The sequence below is a fragment of the Pseudomonas gingeri genome (assembly GCF_013386115.1).
Lineage (GTDB): Bacteria > Pseudomonadota > Gammaproteobacteria > Pseudomonadales > Pseudomonadaceae > Aquipseudomonas > Aquipseudomonas gingeri.
In genome coordinates this window covers 222189-238854 of sequence record NZ_JACAOR010000010.1, presented here as the reverse complement: position 1 = coordinate 238854, position 16666 = coordinate 222189, and the positions used below count along the sequence as shown (strand labels likewise).

15 protein-coding genes are annotated in these 16666 nt (G+C 62.1%); 3 read left to right on the top strand and 12 right to left on the bottom strand.

What is annotated here, in order from left to right; genetic code table 11:
- Positions 1-131: 131 nt before the first annotated feature.
- Together HX881_RS20035 and HX881_RS20030 are read left to right on the top strand one after the other, a co-directional pair.
- The gene (locus HX881_RS20035; protein ID WP_177086172.1) at positions 132-1652 is read left to right on the top strand and encodes a phytoene desaturase family protein; all 1521 of its coding nucleotides are present in this window, start codon (positions 132-134) and stop codon (positions 1650-1652) included.
- Complete coding sequence (locus HX881_RS20030) at positions 1645-2808, top strand: FAD-binding oxidoreductase (RefSeq protein ID WP_177086167.1); 1164 nt, start codon at positions 1645-1647, stop codon at positions 2806-2808. Before HX881_RS20035 ends, HX881_RS20030 begins: the two co-directional genes overlap by 8 nt.
- A gap of 38 nt (positions 2809-2846) precedes the next feature.
- Here the strand turns inward: HX881_RS20030 and HX881_RS20025 are convergent, their stop codons facing one another.
- Positions 2847-3662 (bottom strand): SDR family NAD(P)-dependent oxidoreductase, encoded by an 816-nt coding sequence (locus tag HX881_RS20025; RefSeq protein ID WP_177086165.1) that lies wholly within the window; start codon positions 3660-3662, stop codon positions 2847-2849.
- 178 nt (positions 3663-3840) lie between these two features.
- Between HX881_RS20025 and HX881_RS20020 the strand changes: the two genes are divergently transcribed.
- Entirely contained in the window at positions 3841-4788 is a 948-nt protein-coding gene (locus tag HX881_RS20020) for a GlxA family transcriptional regulator (protein ID WP_177086164.1), read from the top strand.
- Between the two features lie 80 nt (positions 4789-4868).
- Here the strand turns inward: HX881_RS20020 and HX881_RS20015 are convergent, their stop codons facing one another.
- From HX881_RS20015 to HX881_RS19965, 11 genes are all read right to left on the bottom strand, one after another.
- On the bottom strand, positions 4869-5720 hold the full coding sequence (locus HX881_RS20015) for an SDR family oxidoreductase (RefSeq protein WP_218171736.1): 852 nt from the start codon (positions 5718-5720) through the stop codon (positions 4869-4871).
- Between the two features lies 1 nt (position 5721).
- Positions 5722-6675, bottom strand: coding sequence for a glycosyltransferase family 2 protein (locus HX881_RS20010; protein WP_042936794.1), 954 nt, complete (start codon positions 6673-6675; stop codon positions 5722-5724).
- Positions 6676-6777: 102 nt separating this feature from the next.
- Positions 6778-7890, bottom strand: a complete 1113-nt coding sequence (locus HX881_RS20005; protein ID WP_177086160.1) for a glycosyltransferase — start codon at positions 7888-7890, stop codon at positions 6778-6780.
- The gene (wecB, locus tag HX881_RS20000; protein ID WP_177086158.1) at positions 7881-8993 is read right to left on the bottom strand and encodes a non-hydrolyzing UDP-N-acetylglucosamine 2-epimerase; all 1113 of its coding nucleotides are present in this window, start codon (positions 8991-8993) and stop codon (positions 7881-7883) included. The genes HX881_RS20005 and wecB overlap by 10 nt, the downstream gene beginning before the upstream one ends.
- Before the next feature lie 6 nt (positions 8994-8999).
- Entirely contained in the window at positions 9000-11024 is a 2025-nt protein-coding gene (locus HX881_RS19995) for a glycosyltransferase (RefSeq protein WP_246356533.1), read from the bottom strand.
- 37 nt (positions 11025-11061) lie between these two features.
- Entirely contained in the window at positions 11062-11787 is a 726-nt protein-coding gene (locus HX881_RS19990) for a 2OG-Fe(II) oxygenase (RefSeq protein WP_177086156.1), read from the bottom strand.
- Positions 11784-13094 carry a polysaccharide pyruvyl transferase family protein gene (locus HX881_RS19985; protein WP_218171735.1) on the bottom strand — a complete coding sequence of 437 codons (1311 nt, stop codon included), beginning with the start codon at positions 13092-13094 and terminating at the stop codon, positions 11784-11786. The genes HX881_RS19990 and HX881_RS19985 overlap by 4 nt, the downstream gene beginning before the upstream one ends.
- A gap of 8 nt (positions 13095-13102) precedes the next feature.
- A complete protein-coding gene (locus HX881_RS19980; RefSeq protein ID WP_425503519.1) occupies positions 13103-14302 on the bottom strand; it encodes an ABC transporter ATP-binding protein in 1200 nt (399 codons plus the stop codon).
- A 73-nt stretch (positions 14303-14375) separates the two neighbouring features.
- On the bottom strand, positions 14376-15191 hold the full coding sequence (locus tag HX881_RS19975) for an ABC transporter permease (RefSeq protein ID WP_042936798.1): 816 nt from the start codon (positions 15189-15191) through the stop codon (positions 14376-14378).
- A 219-nt stretch (positions 15192-15410) separates the two neighbouring features.
- Positions 15411-15548 carry a hypothetical protein gene (locus HX881_RS19970; RefSeq protein WP_177086152.1) on the bottom strand — a complete coding sequence of 46 codons (138 nt, stop codon included), beginning with the start codon at positions 15546-15548 and terminating at the stop codon, positions 15411-15413.
- A gap of 102 nt (positions 15549-15650) precedes the next feature.
- Positions 15651-16649, bottom strand: coding sequence for a 3-hydroxyacyl-CoA dehydrogenase (locus tag HX881_RS19965; protein WP_177086150.1), 999 nt, complete (start codon positions 16647-16649; stop codon positions 15651-15653).
- Between the last annotated feature and the right edge of the window lie 17 nt (positions 16650-16666).

Genomic DNA, 16666 nt, shown 5'->3' with positions numbered 1-16666 from the left:
GCTCCATGACAAGGCCGGAAGGGATCATCCTCGGGCCAACAGTCCGAAAAGCGCCGCGCACGGAAGTGCGGTGGCCGCTGCAGGCCGGTTTTTCCAGCTGAATCTTATCGGTGATAAGTTTGAGGTGAATCATGAAGCACTATGACGCCGTGGTAATTGGCGCCGGCAACGCCGGATTGACGGCGGCGACGGCCCTGCAGCGTGGCGGTTGCCGGACGCTGTTGCTCGAACGCCACAATATTCCCGGTGGTTGCGCGACGTCCTTTGTGCGCGGCGACTTCGAATTCGAGGTGGCCCTGCACCAGCTCAGCGGCCTGGGGACCCCGGACAAGCCGTTCATCATGCGCCAGCTGTTCGAGAAGCTGGGGGTGATGGACAAGGTGGCGTTCGTGCAGGAACACGCGTTGTACCGGCTGGTGGTGCCCGGCGAAATCGATATCACCCTGCCGGCGAGCTGGTCGGGCATACAGCGCACGCTGCAGCAGTTGTTCCCGGCCGAGAGCGAGGCCATCGAGCGGTTCCTGCTGGTCTGCGAAAAGGTCACCGTGGAGAGCTTCACCACCTTGCCCCAGGCACGCCGCTCCAACAGTGAAGCGGCGCTCAAGTCGATGTGTCCGTACTTCGTCGAGTATGGCTTTCGGCCGTTGAAGGAGGTGCTCGACGAGTTCTTCGATGACGCCAGGCTCAAGAGCGTCCTGGCGACCTACTGGCTCTACCTCGGCGTGCCGCCGAGCATGCTGCCGTTTTCCGATGTGGCGGCGATGATCTACGCCTATGCGGTGTTCAAGCCCTGGCATATCAAGGGCGGTTCCCAGGCGATGTCCACCGCGCTGGTGGAGTCGTTCCTGGAAGCGGGTGGCGAAGTACGCTTCAACTGTGCCGTGGAGCGGATCATCACCGCTGAGGGGCGGGTCCGGGGTGTGCACCTGGAGGGCGGTGAAACCGTCACCTGCGCCGCCGTGGTGTCCAACGCCAGCCCGCTGGTGACCTTCCACGAACTGCTGGATCTCGACCAGCCGCCACCGAGCGTCCAGCAGGATTTCCGCTCCCGGCGCATTGGCACTTCCGCCTTCGTGATCTACCTGGGGCTGGATTGCACGCCACAGGAACTGGGCGTGGAGACGGCATCCAGTTTTATCTACGAGACCCTCGACGAGGAGGCGATCCACCAGCGCATGGGCAGCCTGGAGCCGCCGCTGGGCGGGATGCTCACCTGCTACAACCTCGAGGACCCCGATGCCGCGCCCACCGGGAAAAGCCAGGTGGTGCTGGTGTGCCTGCAATATGGCGAGGTCTGGAAGTCGGTTCCACCGCAGCGTTATGCGCAGACCAAGTATGCCTTCGCCGAGAAGCTGATCGGAGTGATCGAGAAGGTCTACCCGAAGGTGCGCCAGTACATCGAGGAAGTTGAAGTGGCCACGCCGCTGACCATGATGCGCTACCTCAACACCCCCGGCGGCGCCATCTACGGTTTCCAGCAGAGCACCCAGGATTCGCCGCTGCTGCGCGAGCGCCTGGATGCGGTGCCGGGGCTTTATATCGCCGGCTCGTGGACTTCCATGGGCGGTTTCCAGCCGACCTACATGGCGGGCGAGTCCACCGCCAGGGCGGTGCTCAAGCAGTTGAAAGTCAAGGAGGTGCGGCATGTCTGAACAGAACCTGATGGACCTGGTCGCCGGCTACCGCGAGGCCCGGCAGGCCAAGCAGGCCCTGGAACAGAGCGGAAGCGACTTCTACGAAATCAGGGGCGAAGTCGGCAACATGGTCGTCCAGTTGCATCCGAAACGCCTGCAACTGGAGGTCGCCGAAATCATCGAGGAGACCTCCAGCACCCGCACGCTGCGGGTGGTCGCCGTCGATCGCAAGGTTCTGCCGCCGTTCCTGGCCGGCCAGTACATCAACCTGTTCGTGGACATCGACGGTGTCGCGACAGCCCGGCCCTATGCGATTTCCTCGCCGCCCTCGCAGCAGGGCTACTACGACCTGACAGTGAAGCGGGCGAGGGATGGTTATGTCTCCAACTACCTGCTGGACCGGGTGGTGGTGGGTCAGCGGCTGCTCAGTTCCGGGCCCATGGGTACGTTTCATCACAACCCGCTTTACCATGGCGATGACCTGGTGTTCCTCGCCGGTGGTTCCGGCTCCGCGCCGGCCCGCAGCATCCTGCAGGATCTGCTCGACCGTGGCCTGGCGCATCGCTTCCATCTTGTCTATGTGAACAGCCATCTTGACGATGTGATTTTCGACGAGGCGTTTCGTGCCCTGGCCCGGCGTCACGAGCACTTCACTCTCTCCCAGGTGATCTCCCGTCCGCCGGCCGATTACCGGGGCCATGCGGGGCGGCTGAACGAGACGTTGCTGCAGGCACTGCTGGGCGACCTCGGCGACAAGATGTTCTACATCTGCGGTCCGACGCCGTTCAACGACCACTGCATCGAGCTGCTCACGGCGCTGGGCGTCAAGCGTCGGCGCATCCGGGTCGAGGCCAACGGTGCGCCCAAGGCACCGCACGAGCAACCCGGCTGGCCGGAAGGCGTAACACTGGACGATGAGGTGCTGGTGACCGTGCAAGGTCGTGGCGCTTTCAAGAGCCGGGTGGGAGAGCCGTTGCTCAATGCCCTGGAGCGCAACGGCTATTTCGCCGAGAACGCCTGTCGTTCCGGTGAATGCAGCCTGTGTCGGGTCAAGCTGGTGTCCGGGTCGGTGTTCAACCCCCGGGAGGCGCACCTGCGCAAGTCCGATCGTGATTTCGACTGGTTCTATTCCTGCGTGGCGTTTCCCACCGCCGATATCGAGATCCTTCTCTAGCTCAGCGGTGAGTTGGATGGCCTGTTTTCCCTGTGGGCTCAGGCCTGCCCGGGCGACAGGGCATAACGTGGAGCGGGCCTGGCGTTGGCGAAGCTTGGCGCCAGCGCGCGGCGATCCGCTTCCCAGCGTGTCCAGTCCGTGTTGTCCTGCAACGTCGGGATGGTCACTAGTTCGCCTTGATCGAGTCCGGCCAGTGCCGCGTCGACCAGATCCTCGGCGGTCATCGTGCTGGCCGCCTCTTTCTGTTTGGCGTAGCCCGCCACATCCCAGAACTCGGTGGCCGTCGCCGCCGGCAGGACCGTCTGGATGCGCACGCCCTTGTCGGCGAGGTCGCGTTGCAGTGCGTGGCCGAAGCTCAGGACGTAGGACTTCGAGGCACTGTAGACGCCGTTCAGCAGTTCGACGGCGATGCCGACAACCGAGCTGATATTGATGATCGTGCCCGAGCCCCTGGCAGCGAATACTGGCGCCACGGCATAAGTCAGGCGTGTCAGCGCGGTGATATTCAGGTCGATCATTGCTTGCATTTCGTCGACATCGCTATTGAGTATCGAAGCCACCGAGCCGACGCCGGCGTTGTTCACCAGCAGGGTGATGCGGTTGTCGTCGCGCAGGACGCTCTCGATGGTCGAGCGTGCGGCCTTGTCGTTGAGATCCGCCGTCAGGGTCTTCACCGAGCGGCCGGTCTGCGTCGCCAGGCGGTCGGCCAATGTCTTCAGGCGATCGGCGTTGCGAGCCACCAGGATCAGGTCATAGCCACGCTTGGCCAGGCGGTCGGCATAGACCGCGCCGATGCCGGTGGAGGCCCCGGTGATCAGCGCCGTGCCTTTGGGGGAGATATCGGAGGAAGTCATGGTCGTCTCTCTTTCAGAATGCTTGCCCGACGGGATGTCGGGTCGGTAGTCATTCTGGATTTGACGCGGCGCGTCCTCAATGACATATATGCAATGATTCATGCCATCATATCTCGTTGCACCGGTCCTTGCAGGGAGTCGCCTGCCGGGCGTCATGAGCTGCGTTTGAGAGACCATCATGCACACTGTCGGACTCGTCGTTTATCCGGATTTCCAGTCTCTGGGGCTCGCCGTTGCGAGCGTTTTCGAATATGTGAATCTCTTGCGCGGGGAGAGGGTCTATCACTTCCGCCTGGTTTCTGAAGGCGGGGGGCCGGTGATGACGTCCCAGGGTTTTTCCGTCAATACCGACCGGCTTCAGGACTCGACCTATGACACACTCATTGTCGCCGGTGCCAATGACTGTCGTCTGCCGGGTGCCAGCCTGCTTGACTACATACGCCAGGCGCCAAGCCGGAGCAGGCGCGTGGCGGCGATTTGCACCGGTGCGTTCGTACTGGCTGCCGCCGGTCTGCTCGACGGCAGGCGTGCCACGACGCATTGGTTTCATGCCCAGGCGTTCAAGAAGCAGTACCCCGGCGCATTGCTCGATGAAGACCGCATCTTCGTGGTGGATGGGCAAATCTGGACGTCGGCGGGCATGACCGCCGGTGTCGACCTCGCCCTGGCGATCGTTGAAAAGGATTTCGGATTGGAGACTGCCCGCATGGTCGCGCGCAAGCTGGTGGTGCATCAGCGCCGTGGTGGTGGGCAATCGCAATTTTCGGCACTCCTGGAACTGGATGCAAAGTCCGACCGCGTGCAGATGGCGCTCGCTTATGCAAGGGAGCATCTTGGCAGTGTCCTGTCAGTCGAAACCCTGGCCGAAGCCGCACGGCTGAGTCCGCGTCAATTCAGTCGAGTCTTTCGCGAGGAAACCGGCCAGTCGCCGGCCAAGGCCATCGAGCGCCTGCGCGTCGAGGCCGCACGTTTGCTGATGGAGACGACGCTGCACCCGATAGAAGTCATTGCTCGCGAGACCGGCTTCGGCGACCGGGAACGCATGCGCCAGGCCTTTCTGCGGGCATTCGGGCAACCCCCCCAGGCCATACAACGCACTTCGGCGAGGGCTGTGTCGGCGTTGTAAGGGGGCATGACATCCTGGAAAGTCCCCGCGACCCTGATGGATGGGCAGCGCGACAGGTGTTCTGCCGCGGTGACCATGTCTCATCGCCGGGGCAAGTCTTCGTGTTTCAATTCAAAGGGCCGGGGGTAAAAGCCGAGCTGGTCACTGGCGTCCGCATGGTCGAATACCAGATCCTGGTTCATGCGCTCCACCAGTGCCCCTGAAAGATGCCGGTAGCGTGGCAGGCATCGCAGGAGCCAAACCAGTGCGTGCAATGTCCAGGTGGAGAGCGCCAGCGTGCGTTCCGGGCGTCCCAGGGCCTGGAATATGCGTCTTACCATCGCGTGATAAGGCAGGACTTCTGCCCCGGACAGGTTGTAGGCGCCATGGTGCAACTCCGGAAGGGTCATGGCTGCCAGGCAAGCCTGAACAACATCATCGGCATGTACCGGCTGGCGCAAACCTCTGCTGCCACCGATCAGCGGGAAGAACCCGAAGCGTTGGATGAAGCGGGCGATCTCGGTAATGTTCTGGTCGCGTGCAAATCCGTAGATCATTGTCGGTCGCAGGATCACCCATTGGACTTTCCGTTCGATCGCCCACTTCACGAACTGTTCTTCCGCATTGCCCAGGCGCTGCGCCAGTTGCCTTTCCCGGGCGTCTGGCGAGGCTTGCTTGGTAAAGCGGCTGGTGGAGGACAAGACGACCACGCGCTTGACCCCGGTGTTGGCGAGGCGCTCCAGATATTCCGGTACAACCCAGATGGGGGCAAGTGACAGGAAGGCGTCCAGTGCCAGCTCATGCCAGTCGTCGACGCTTTGCCAGTTGATGCCCCTGCGGGAAGCCCTGGGCAACTGCCGGGTGAAGGCGGTGACCTGATGGCCTGCCTGCGCCAGGGACAGCAGTGCATGTTCGCCCAGGAAGCTGGAAGCGCCCAATATGCCTATGTGCAATTCAGTTCTCTTTTCCCGGGGACAATCCATTCAACAGCCGGATAACTGCGTGACGGAATACCATCAGGCTGAATCGAAACCAGACCCCGATGACCACCATTATCCAGAGGAAGAGGGAATATCGCTGGCGGAAAAACTTCCGATAGAAACGCAGGAAGCCACGGTGCTTGTGCCACTCGACGAAATAGGGCCGATCACGACTGCAACCACCGAACACATGGGTGACCCGTGCATCCGGCACGAAGAGAACACTCCAGCCTGCCTGGCGGAAACGCATGCACCAATCCAGATCCTCGCAATGCAGAAAATAGTCTTCATCCCAGAGCCCGACACTTTCGATCGCTTCGCGCTTGACCAGCATGCAGGCCCCGGAAATGGCTTCGACGACAATGGGGGCGGCAGGCAGGGGCTCCTTGTGCAATAAAAAATCGGAAAACACGGCCGGGAAGAACTTCGTGAGCCGTGAGAGTCCGAAGGCGCGCATGAAGGCCCGTCTGGGCGTCGGGAACACCCGGCGTCCGCCGGCCTGTTCGGTGCCGTCCGGATTGCACAGGAAACCTCCGACCGCGCCGATCTCCGGTGAGCGGTGCAGCGCCCTTAGCAGGCGGTCCATGGCATCGATGGCCAGTACGGCATCCGGATTCAGGAACAGCAGGTTGGGCGCCGTTGACAGCCGGGCACCCTGGTTGCACGCCACGGCGAAGCCGAGGTTGGCTGTGTTATGCAGGATCCGAAGCGCCTTGCCAGGGACTTGAGGGTGCTCCAGTTTCATCAGGCTGCCATCGTGGGAGCCGTTATCCACCACGATTACCCGGCAGGCGCCGGCGGCAAATGCCGAGTCGACACAAGCAGCCAATAGTCCCCCTGCGTTGTAATTGACGATGATCACGTCACACTCGTCCTGTAATGATGACCGGATCCGTTCATCAACGGCGGGCAGTTCTATTGCATTCAATATCGTCACTCCATTTGCCACGCTTGTCTTCTGGTAACGGCGCAATCACGAGTCGGCGATGCCTTGCGGCTCAACTCCACCGCTATCCATGAACCCGGTCATTCAGGGGATGGCCAGGGAGAAACGTGCCCTCCATGAGTTGTCACAGCGAAAACGTCGGGTGTGTTCTTCCGGTTCATCGAAGCCAAGGGCCTGGTCCATGGCCTGGCGTATGTCCTCAGGCCCGTCCAGCAGGAAGGTGCCTGGACAGGCGTCCCTGCCCACCATCTCTCCGAAAGCCGTGCTGATCACCGGCAAGCCCAGGGCGCGGTACTCGTAGTACTTGATAGGGTCCACGAACCGCGTCAGGGCATCGCACTTGAACGGGATCAGGCCGACGTCGAAGTCGGCCATGGCGTCCATCGCCGCCTCATGGGAGACCTCGCCAATGAAATGGATGTTGCCGGGCAGATGCGCCGGCAGGCGGGTGTGCACCGGGCCGATCAGGCGTATTTCGGCGTGGGGATAGGCCTTGGCCAACGCCACCACTATTTCCCAGGCAAACCACTTGGCGATGGTGCCGACATAGCCAAGGACCGGGTTGTCCAGGCGTGTACTGCGCTTCTCCCGTCTCTCTGGCAGGCGTTCGGTGGCGCAGGCGTTGCCGAGCAGTCTGACGTTGCCGGACAGTGTGGACATCTGCGCCTGTAGCGCTGACGAGGAGGTCAGTACCATCGAGACTGCCCGGGCCGTCGACTGCTGGCGGCGCTCCATGGCCTTGCGCGACAGGCCCCGGTAAAACTCGGAAAAATTATCCATGGCGTCATAGAAGCTGGCTTCGAAGATCGGCTCTCGCAGCAGTCTGGATGCCAGCCTCGAAGGCTTTCCGATGCCCAGCAACGTGGGGTGTCGAGCGAAGCGACGAGCCTGGACGATGATCGGTTGCCACAGCGGCCGATTGATCCATCCCGAGCCGGGAATGGGTTCTATCGGCAGGGCGCGAGGTCGAAGGACGGTCAACCAGGGCGGCAGCTCGGCCTCTGGCGGGCGTGGGTGCGTAGCGCCTGCCGCTGCCTGGCGTAACAGGCCCAGATCACCGAATGCCGGAAAACGGGTGGGGTAGGGCTCGATCCAGAGCACGGGCTCGCCGGTTTTTTCATGGAAGCAGCGCACCAGTTCATGGGAGCGCTGGCTGAAGCTGTGCCAGGGCATTGGCGAGAGATAGATCAGGCGCATGTCGAAAAGTGCTCCGCCAGTACCTGGACTATCCGCTCGGCGGCCCTGCCGTCTCCATAGGGCGACTCTTGCCTGATCATTCCGGCATAGTGGCTGGCGTCATCCAGCAGATGCTGCACCGCCTGCACGATGTCGGCGCTACGGGTACCCACCAGTTTCACCATGCCGTGCTCGATCGCTTCCTGGCGCTCTGTCTCGTTGCGCAGCACGAGGACGGGGATACCCAGCGCGGGCGCTTCCTCCTGGATGCCGCCGGAGTCGCTCAACACCAGGTAGGCGCTTTTCATCATCCGTATGAACCGGTGATAGCCAAGCGGCGGGCAAAGCTCGATCCGCGGGTGCCCGCCCAAAGCCGCCTCCACCGGTACTTTCACGTTGGGGTTGGGGTGCACGGGGAAAACTACCCGGATATCTTCGTTACGCTCCACCAGGCTGCGAATGGCCGCGCAGATGCCGAGCAACGGCGCGCCGAAGCTTTCCCGACGGTGCAGGGTCACCAATAGCAAACGCTGGTCGCCGCGGCTTGCCGGGTCGGCTTCGTGGGGCTGGCCGAGGCTGTGCAGCAGGGCGTCTATCACGGTATTGCCGGTGACATGAATGGCGTGCTCGGCAATACCTTCGCGCAGCAGGTTGTCGCGGGCTTTCTGGGTTGGCGCGAAGTGCCATCGGGCGATTCTGCTGGCCATTGTCCGGTTCAGCTCTTCCGGGAACGGATTGGCCATGTCGCCCGTGCGCAAGCCCGCCTCGACATGGCCGAAGGGTATCCGCAGGTAGAAACACGACAGCGCGACCGCCAGCACCGTGGTGGTATCACCCTGGGCCAGCACCGCATCGGGGCGCCATTCGAGAAGGGTCTCTTCAAAGCGGGTGAGCAGGCGGCTGGTCAATGCGCAAAGGGACTGGTTCGCCCGCATCATGTCCAGATCGAGGTCCGGTTCTATGGCGAACTCCCACAATGCCTGATCCAGGAGTTCGCGGTGCTGGGCCGTGGCGACCACCTGGCAGGCGAACTGTTTCGAGCGCTTGAGGGCATGGATGACCGGAGCCATCTTGATCGCTTCCGGTCGGGTGCCCACCACGACGACTATCCTGCGCTGGCTCATCGACTGTCATCCATGGCGATGGGGGATCCACTTGCCCCACTTGTTCTCGTAGATAGCCTTGTTTCGCTCGAACAGGGCCTCGCGTTCCCGGGTGTCCATCAGGTTGAAGCTGGCGGAGAGGTGATGGTGAACGAAGACATCCCGGGCACAGGCATTGAACAACCCGGTTTGCTCAACGCGCCGGCAGTAGTCGTCGTCCTCGAAGAAACCACGGCCGAAGGCTTCATCCAGGGGACCGACCTGAACATAGGTGCTGCGTCGCAGCATCACGCAGAAGAATGCCAGTGTCGGCAGGCGGAACCATTCACCGAGGTGCCTGTGGGTATGCAGGCAGGCCTGGCGGGCCATGTCCGGCAATGAGTACTCGATGTCGATCCTGGCCTGGTTGCCGATATTGTTGGTCACGGGACCGATCAGGCCGATATCGGGGTTGCGCTCCAGGTGCTTGCGCAGCGTATCCGCCCAGCCCGGGGTGACCTGGGTATCGTTGTTGAGCAGTACCAGGTAGTCCCCAGTCGCGGCGGCGAGGCCCTGGTTGTTAGCGGCGGAAAAACCGCGGTTGGTGGTGTTGAGGATGACCTGCTGCCCGTTGTCCGCGGCCCATTGCCGGAGGAACTCCGGCGTACCGTCGTGGGAGCCGTTGTCGACCACGATGATTTCCAGGCCGGCGCCTTGCCCGTTGGCGGTCAGGCTGGCCAGGCACTCCTGGGTGAGGGCCAGGTTGTTGTAGGTCACGACAATCACGCTGACCTCGTTCGTCGCCGGCTGCTTCTCGGTTGCCTCGAGCAAGGTGGCGACGCGCTGTGTCCAGGACTGTTCGGCTGCGAACCCCCGGCGTTGGCTGTCCTGGCTGCCGGGTTGCTCCGCCAGGCCCAGGGCGATGCCGGCGATGAACTCATCCTCGTCGCGGGCACGATGAACCAGGGTTCCGAACTGCTCGATCTCGGGTAGGTCGACGGCGACCACCGGTTTGCCGGCACTGAGGTATTCGTAGACTTTGACCGGGTTGGTGGCGAGCGTCAGCGGCGTGACCTGGAAGGGCAAAAGGCAGACGTCCATGGCATGCAGGTAGCCGGGAAGCGCGCTGTAGGCCACCTCGCCGGTAAACTTGACGTTGGGGTACTGGCGCAGCTCATGCCGGGCATTGGCGGTATCGGTGCCGATCAGCAATATCAGGTGCTGTGGAAAGGCCCTGGCGACCGCCGCGACCAGCCGGGTATCGAACCAGTCGGCAATCGCCCCGTAGTAGCCGATGATCCGGCGGCCTGCCGGGTCCTGGTAGACCGAGGCCGGGCGGAGGGAAAAGAACCCGTAGTCGGCGGCATTTCTGACCACCACGCTGTGCCTGGACGGGGTGTGAGCCCATTGCCGGGCGAGCCAGTCGGAGGTGTAGACGGTCAGTTGCGCCTCGCGGACCAGTTGCTGTTCGAGCTGCAGAATCCCGGGGTCGGTGTTGCTGAAACCCTCGTGGTGATCGATGCAGTCGTAGACCAGGCGGCTATTGGGCGTCGCCTTCGCCACTTCCAGCCAGAACGGATGATGGACCAGTGCGACAACGGCGCGGGGGCGGATGCAAAGCAGCAGCTCGCCGAGCCCTTTTCGCAATTGGGCGACCTGGTCGCCGCTGGGCACGGTCGAATAGATGGACGGTGCCTGGCTGACGTGCAACTGGATTTCGAACAGACTCCCCTGCTGGTTCAGGGGGGAGATGGAGAATCCGGGGTGTTTCGACTCCTTCAGTGTGCTCGAGACGTAAAACACCCGGCGTCCGCTGGCACTCAGCATTCTGGCCAGTTGTTGCGGCCGCTGATGGCGGAAATGCCAGTCGATGACACCCCAGATGATGTAGTCGGGATATCGGGGCTCCCCCAGCAGGGCCTCGAGGTTGATCTCCGCGAGTGTGTCGCGTTGCTGCAACCGATGACGCAATCGATGCAGGGGCCTGAGCAACGCGCCCCGGTAGATTGCCGACAGGTACCTGCGCAACGGCCGGGGTAGCGGCAGTTGGCGATAGCGTGCGAGCAGGCGCATGGCCACACTCATCGTTGGCTTGGGCTGGACATCGTTTTCAGCCATATGCGCCGGCCCTGTTTTCGGAGGACGCAGATTTTTGCCGAGGGTAGTCATGCAGTGGCGTGTCGTCGCCCTCGGGCCACATGGAGCTGGTCGAGCCAGGGCGATAGAACGTCACGGTGACGCTGCGACGGGAGACGCTGCAATGGTCGATCACCCGTGACACGGCATGCCACGAGGTGTCGGAGCGGACCAGCACCGCCGAGTTGCCGACGAGGGGAGATATCTCCCTGGCAACGCTGTCGGGATCTCGCGAGTTCAGGATCTGCAGACAGCCACCGTACCGGGGGTCCCAGGTTTCGTTGAAATAGAGGATATGGGTGACCACCTTGTCGGACAGGTCGGGATGGGGCCCCAGGTTCGCGCCGGGACCGTAATGAAACAGGTTGACCTCCATGGGCGCCTGGCTCAGGTCCACCCCGGTCAATGCTCCCAGTGCCTGCCGGTAGGCCGCTGAGCGCAGATCCCGGGCGAGTTGCCGCCACTGCGGGCTCAAAGCCTGTGGGTTGACCACCTCGCCGTCGGTCATGGCGATCAGTTGCCTGGCTTCGTACTCGTAGTTTTTCTCGCCGCCGTAGCCCTGGACCACCTTGAAGTGATCGTGGGGATAGGTTTCGGCCAGTGCAGCAGCATCTTCGGCACTGTAGAGGCCACCGATTTCTGCCCAGCGATACGGATGGTGTTGCAACTGTTGCCGGGCGATCTTTTCCAGGTTGATCATTGCGTGCTCCTTGCAAAAAACCTCTTGAACAGATGGTAGAGACGTCGCAGGTCCGACATCGGCAACTGTGCCAACTGCCGTCTGCTGGCCTCCAGCTCAATCCGCTGTGCCTGCAGGCTCTCGGTCTGTCGTGCCTGCAAGCTTTCGAGCTGCATTGGCAGGGATTGCCAGAAGCGGCTCAGCCCCTCCGGCTCGGCGACGCGGCCGGCGACAACAAGCTCTGCGACCCGGTCCCAGTGCTCGTCCAACTGCGCTGCGGCTTGCCGGGTGGCGGCGGGGAGGGGACGCCTGCCGAGCTGTCGGGCAAACCAGTGAGGGTCCAGCTCCTGGTCGTGGCTCACCTGGAAGACGCGCCCGTAGGCCGGCAACGCCGTGTATTTGCCGTTTTTCAGATCCGCCGAGCAGAACACCGGCAGGCCAAAGGCGATTGCGCTGATTGCCAGGTGATAGCTGTGCCCGACCACGCCGACAGAGTGAGCGATCAGTTCGGCCAGCAGCAGCGGCGAGGGCCAGAATGGCAATGTCACCGAGCGATCCAGCGGCTCTCCCAGCGCTGACGCGTGGTCACCGAGAACCGGCCCGATGGGCACGACCAGAAGGCGCAGATCGGTGAATTCAGCACTGTGACGGCGCCAGAGATCGAGGAAACTCTCCAGGCCCCCGATGGCGTGCACCACCAGATAGGGCCCGTCCAGGCCATATTGGCTGCGAAGATTGTTCAACTCTGCGGACGGGGCTTGCAGATCCAGCAGCCGTGGCAGGCCGAACGCCGTATCGGGCAGCACCTCGACCCGGCCGTGCTCGGTCAATTGCTGCAGGGTGGCTTGCGACAGCGCATCGCGAACCTTGACGTGGGGACTCTGTTCGATGACGAGTTTCAACAGCGGCCTGGCCCACTCCGGCACATCGTTGCAGTGCATGCCGGGGGCGTTCCAGATCAGCGGCACGCCATGTTGCACGGCCATCAGGGCGGGGGTGAGCCAGTAACCGGTCGGGTGATGAATGGAGGGGGAAGGGGGCAGGTAGTTCTCGGCAACGAACTTGTCGAAGCGAATGATAAAGCCACCACCGATCAGGGTCGCATCCAGGCGATGGGCAATCTTCGGCAGCTCGGTCAGCGAGGTCACGGCGTAGGGCCATTGCGCGGCGCTCTTCGCGTGATAGGAGAACCGGTGCATCTGCACCGCACCCAGGCGGCGGGACAATTCTTCTTCGGCAATGACAGGAAACAGCAGATCGCCGTAGTTCTCTACGTCGAAGGTGCCGTGAATCGCTATCTGCCAGACTCTGCTCATGACCTTTTCCACGCTGGGGCTCATCTCCTTTCTGCTTCGGGTTCTGGCAGCGGTGCACTGCTGGTTGCGGGGTACAGCGGCTCGATTCCAAGATCGACAATGCCGAGGAAGGCGTTGCTCTCCACCAGGGTATCGAACGTCATCAGCGCGACCTGTTTTTCGATCAGGTGGGCACTTTCCTCGGTATGGCCATTCATCAGCTTCAGCGTGATGTGGTATCGGCCGGCGGCGAAGCGCGAGGGGAAGCGGGCCGTGACGGACGCCTTGCGCCAGCCTGCATGGGCGGCTTGCGGTTCGAGTGCCAGGTTGGCGCCGCCGATCACCAGCAGGCGTGGCTCCTGGATGGTCAGGCTGATGCTTGGCAAGGCGATGGATTCACGAATCAGCACCTCAATGCGCACTTCGATCATCTCGCCGTGGACAAAGGTCGAGTGCATCCCTCCGGTATTGGTGAAGCAGGCCGAAAGAATGCGCCCTTCGTCGGTGCCGAAGGCAATGCCGCCCGTGTTTGCCAGATGCTCCTTGGGCAACACCAACACCGTGTCCCCGCTGGCCCAGCGGCGTTGCTCGTCGCGCATGTCCAGCAGGTAGCGTTCGGCGACGTCGTCTGGCGGACCGTTGGCCCGGACCTGGCCATCGCGAAGGTAGAGCGCTCGTTTGCAGAAGCGCTTGACCATGCTCATGTCATGGGAGACGAACAGCAGTGTGGTGCCGCGCTGGGTAAGCGCCTCAAGGCGCTGGAGACACTTGAACTGGAAGGAAGCATCGCCAACCGCGAGTGCTTCATCGACGATCAGGATATCGGGCTCCACCCAGACGGAAACGGCGAAGGCCAGGCGCATGAGCATGCCGCTGGAGTAGGTCCTGGTCGGCTGGTCGATGAAGTCACCGATGCCGGCGAAGGCGGCGATATCATCGAATCGCTGGGAGATCTCGGTGCGACTCAGCCCCAGTATGGCACCGTTGAGAAACACGTTTTCACGGCCGGTGAAGTCGGGGTTGAAGCCCGAACCCAACTCCAGCAACGCTGCGATGCGGCCATGGCTGACAACCGTGCCACGGCTGGCATCGAGCGTGCCGCAGATCAACTGCAAGAGTGTCGACTTGCCGCTGCCGTTGCGACCGATGATGCCGATCGCCTCGCCCTTCTCGATGGTGAGCGAGACGTCCTTGACCGCCCACAGTTCGCGGTAACGCGGCTTCTTTCGGGGAGACAGCATTTGCCACAGCCTGTCCTGGGGGCTGTCGTAGATATGAAAACACTTGCCCAGTCCTGTCACTTGCACCGCGAAATCAGAGGACATCGGCAAATCCCTTGCGCATTCGCTGGAAACACTGGAAGCCCAGCCAGGCTATCGCGAACGCCAGTACCAGGCCGGTCGCCCAGTCCAGTGGATTGATCGCCACTCCCCAGAACAGCACATCGCGAACCTGTTCGATGATCAGTGCCAGCGGATTGAGCAGCAGCAATGGCCGATACGCTTCGGGCAAGGCGCTGATCGGATAGAAAACCGCCGACACAAACAACAGCGCGGTGGTGAAGGCGCCGGTCACCTGGCCGATGTCGCGCAGATAAACGCCCACGGCGGCCAGCAGCCAGGAGATGCCCATGCAAAAGAGCACCAGGGGCAGTAGTACCAAGGGCAGCAGCAGGGCCGTGAGGGGGGGGAGGCCGATGAACAGCAGGTGGAAAACCAGCCAGATCGACAAGCTTGCCATGGCATGCAACAGCACCGAGCCAAGGGTCACCCAGGGAAGTATCTCCAGCGGGAAAATGACCTTCCTGACGTAGTTCGCGTTGGCAGCTATCAGCGTCGGAGCGCGCTGCACGCACTCCGAGAAGATGTTGAACACCAGCAGGCCGGCAAATACCAGCAGGGCGAATTCGCTCCGCGATTCGCTGCCTCCCTGCCATTTCTGCTTGAACATCACACTGAATACCAGCGTATAGACCGCCAGCATCAACAACGGATTGAGGAATGACCACAGGAGCCCGATCATCGAGCCTCTATAGCGTCCCAGTATCTCCCGTTTGATCATTGACAGCAGCAGTTCCCGGTGCTGCCACGGGCTGGAAAAAATTCCGCCCGACGTCCTTGTCACAATCATTGGTCGCCTCCGGATGGCTGTTTTAATTAGTATGATGCGAAAGTTTCGCATTCTGGCCGGCGAGTTTCGTATTATTGCCCGAAGTCCTTTTCCTACAAGTTCTTGATGATATCTCGACAGGCTAATAAAAAGGGACTCTTTACTCCATTTAACGGGTTTCAGTTCTGATACAAATCGACTTGTCTGAAGAAGATATAGTCGAACTGTTTTCAGAATGGTTCATTTTATCTGTTCATCGCGGAAAAACTTCGCCGCCGGCGGCAGCACGACTCTCAGCGTGGCCGCAGTTCGGGCAACTCCCCCCTTTATCTTTTCTGCTGCCGCGAGTATTGAATTGAGTTCAATCAGAGTGGTCATCCATGGTCCCTGATTCAGTGAGAATATCAGGAGACTCCACGTTTATCATGCCGTGGAGGAGGGACCGATAAGTAGGCCAGATGACCCCCTGACGGAGGCTCCCTATGCTTCTGTTTCTACGTGACCTGCACCGTGCTGATCGATGACGTGGCCCTGTTGCCTTTCCCGCTTCAACCGGTCGCTGGCCCGCTCCATCAATGCGCGGTCTCGCCATGCGACCCGTTCTTCCCAGTTTTCCAGCGGCACCAATGCCCGACGCTGTCCTTCGACCATGGCCACCAGGTCGGCGGTCCAGGGATCGTGCTGTCCGCGTTCGGCGCCCATGCGGGCATAGGCCGGGCCCATCTTCAGGGCATGCGAACCGATGCCGCCACGGGTGTTGAGATCGACGGTCTCGAAGGGCCCCATGAATGCCCAGCGCAGGCCCAGGCCCTGGCTGACGACCTTATCGATGTCGGCGACCGAGGTGATGCCGTCGCGCACCAGGCAATAGGCTTCACGCAGTAACGCGCCTTGCAGGCGATTGAACACAAAGCCTTCTATTTCCTTTTGCAGGCGCACGGGCGTCAGGCCCGCTTGCGCGTACAACGCCAGAGCCCGCTCGACAGGCTGCACGGCGGTGAACGGGGCAGGGACGATCTCGATCACCGGCAGCAGGTACGGCGGGTTGCCCGGATGCGCGACCAGGCAACGACTGCGTCCGGGCAGGGTGTCGGCGAAACTGGAAGCCGTCAGGGCCGAGGACGAACTGGCCAGGATCGCGTCGGGAGGGGCCAGGCTGTCGAGTTGACGGAACAGTTCGATCTTCAGGTCGAGCCGCTCCGGGGCGCATTCCTGAATCAGGTCGGCGCCGGCCACCGCGCTTTCCAGATCGCTGCACAGGCTGACCCGGGACACCAGTACGTCGGGCGTTTCCTGCAGCAGGCCGTAGTGAACCAGCTCCGCGCAGCGACTGGCGATTTCCTGGCTGGCCAGTTTCAGGCGTTGGCTGTCCGGGTCCTGCAGGCGCACGCTCCAGCCGGCGCGGGCAAAGACGATGGCGAATGCCACGCCGATACTGCCGGCGCCGATAACGGCGACCACGTGGGAGGATGGGTTCATGGGCTCTCCTGTTGTTT

Excerpts from the sequence above, each read along its gene's own strand:
- HX881_RS20035 (WP_177086172.1), top strand. The coding sequence starts at position 132 with ATGAAGCACTATGACGCCGTGGTAATTGGCGCCGGCAACGCCGGATTG.
- HX881_RS20030 (WP_177086167.1), top strand. The coding sequence starts at position 1,645 with ATGTCTGAACAGAACCTGATGGACCTGGTCGCCGGCTACCGCGAGGCC.
- HX881_RS20025 (WP_177086165.1), bottom strand. The coding sequence starts at position 3,662 with ATGACTTCCTCCGATATCTCCCCCAAAGGCACGGCGCTGATCACCGGG.
- HX881_RS20020 (WP_177086164.1), top strand. The coding sequence starts at position 3,841 with ATGCACACTGTCGGACTCGTCGTTTATCCGGATTTCCAGTCTCTGGGG.
- HX881_RS20005 (WP_177086160.1), bottom strand. The coding sequence starts at position 7,890 with ATGCGCCTGATCTATCTCTCGCCAATGCCCTGGCACAGCTTCAGCCAG.
- wecB (WP_177086158.1), bottom strand. The coding sequence starts at position 8,993 with ATGAGCCAGCGCAGGATAGTCGTCGTGGTGGGCACCCGACCGGAAGCG.
- HX881_RS19995 (WP_246356533.1), bottom strand. The coding sequence starts at position 11,024 with ATGCGCCTGCTCGCACGCTATCGCCAACTGCCGCTACCCCGGCCGTTG.
- HX881_RS19990 (WP_177086156.1), bottom strand. The coding sequence starts at position 11,787 with ATGATCAACCTGGAAAAGATCGCCCGGCAACAGTTGCAACACCATCCG.
- HX881_RS19980 (WP_425503519.1), bottom strand. The coding sequence starts at position 14,302 with ATGCTGTCTCCCCGAAAGAAGCCGCGTTACCGCGAACTGTGGGCGGTC.
- HX881_RS19975 (WP_042936798.1), bottom strand. The coding sequence starts at position 15,191 with ATGATTGTGACAAGGACGTCGGGCGGAATTTTTTCCAGCCCGTGGCAG.
- HX881_RS19970 (WP_177086152.1), bottom strand. The coding sequence starts at position 15,548 with ATGACCACTCTGATTGAACTCAATTCAATACTCGCGGCAGCAGAAAAG.
- HX881_RS19965 (WP_177086150.1), bottom strand. The coding sequence starts at position 16,649 with ATGAACCCATCCTCCCACGTGGTCGCCGTTATCGGCGCCGGCAGTATC.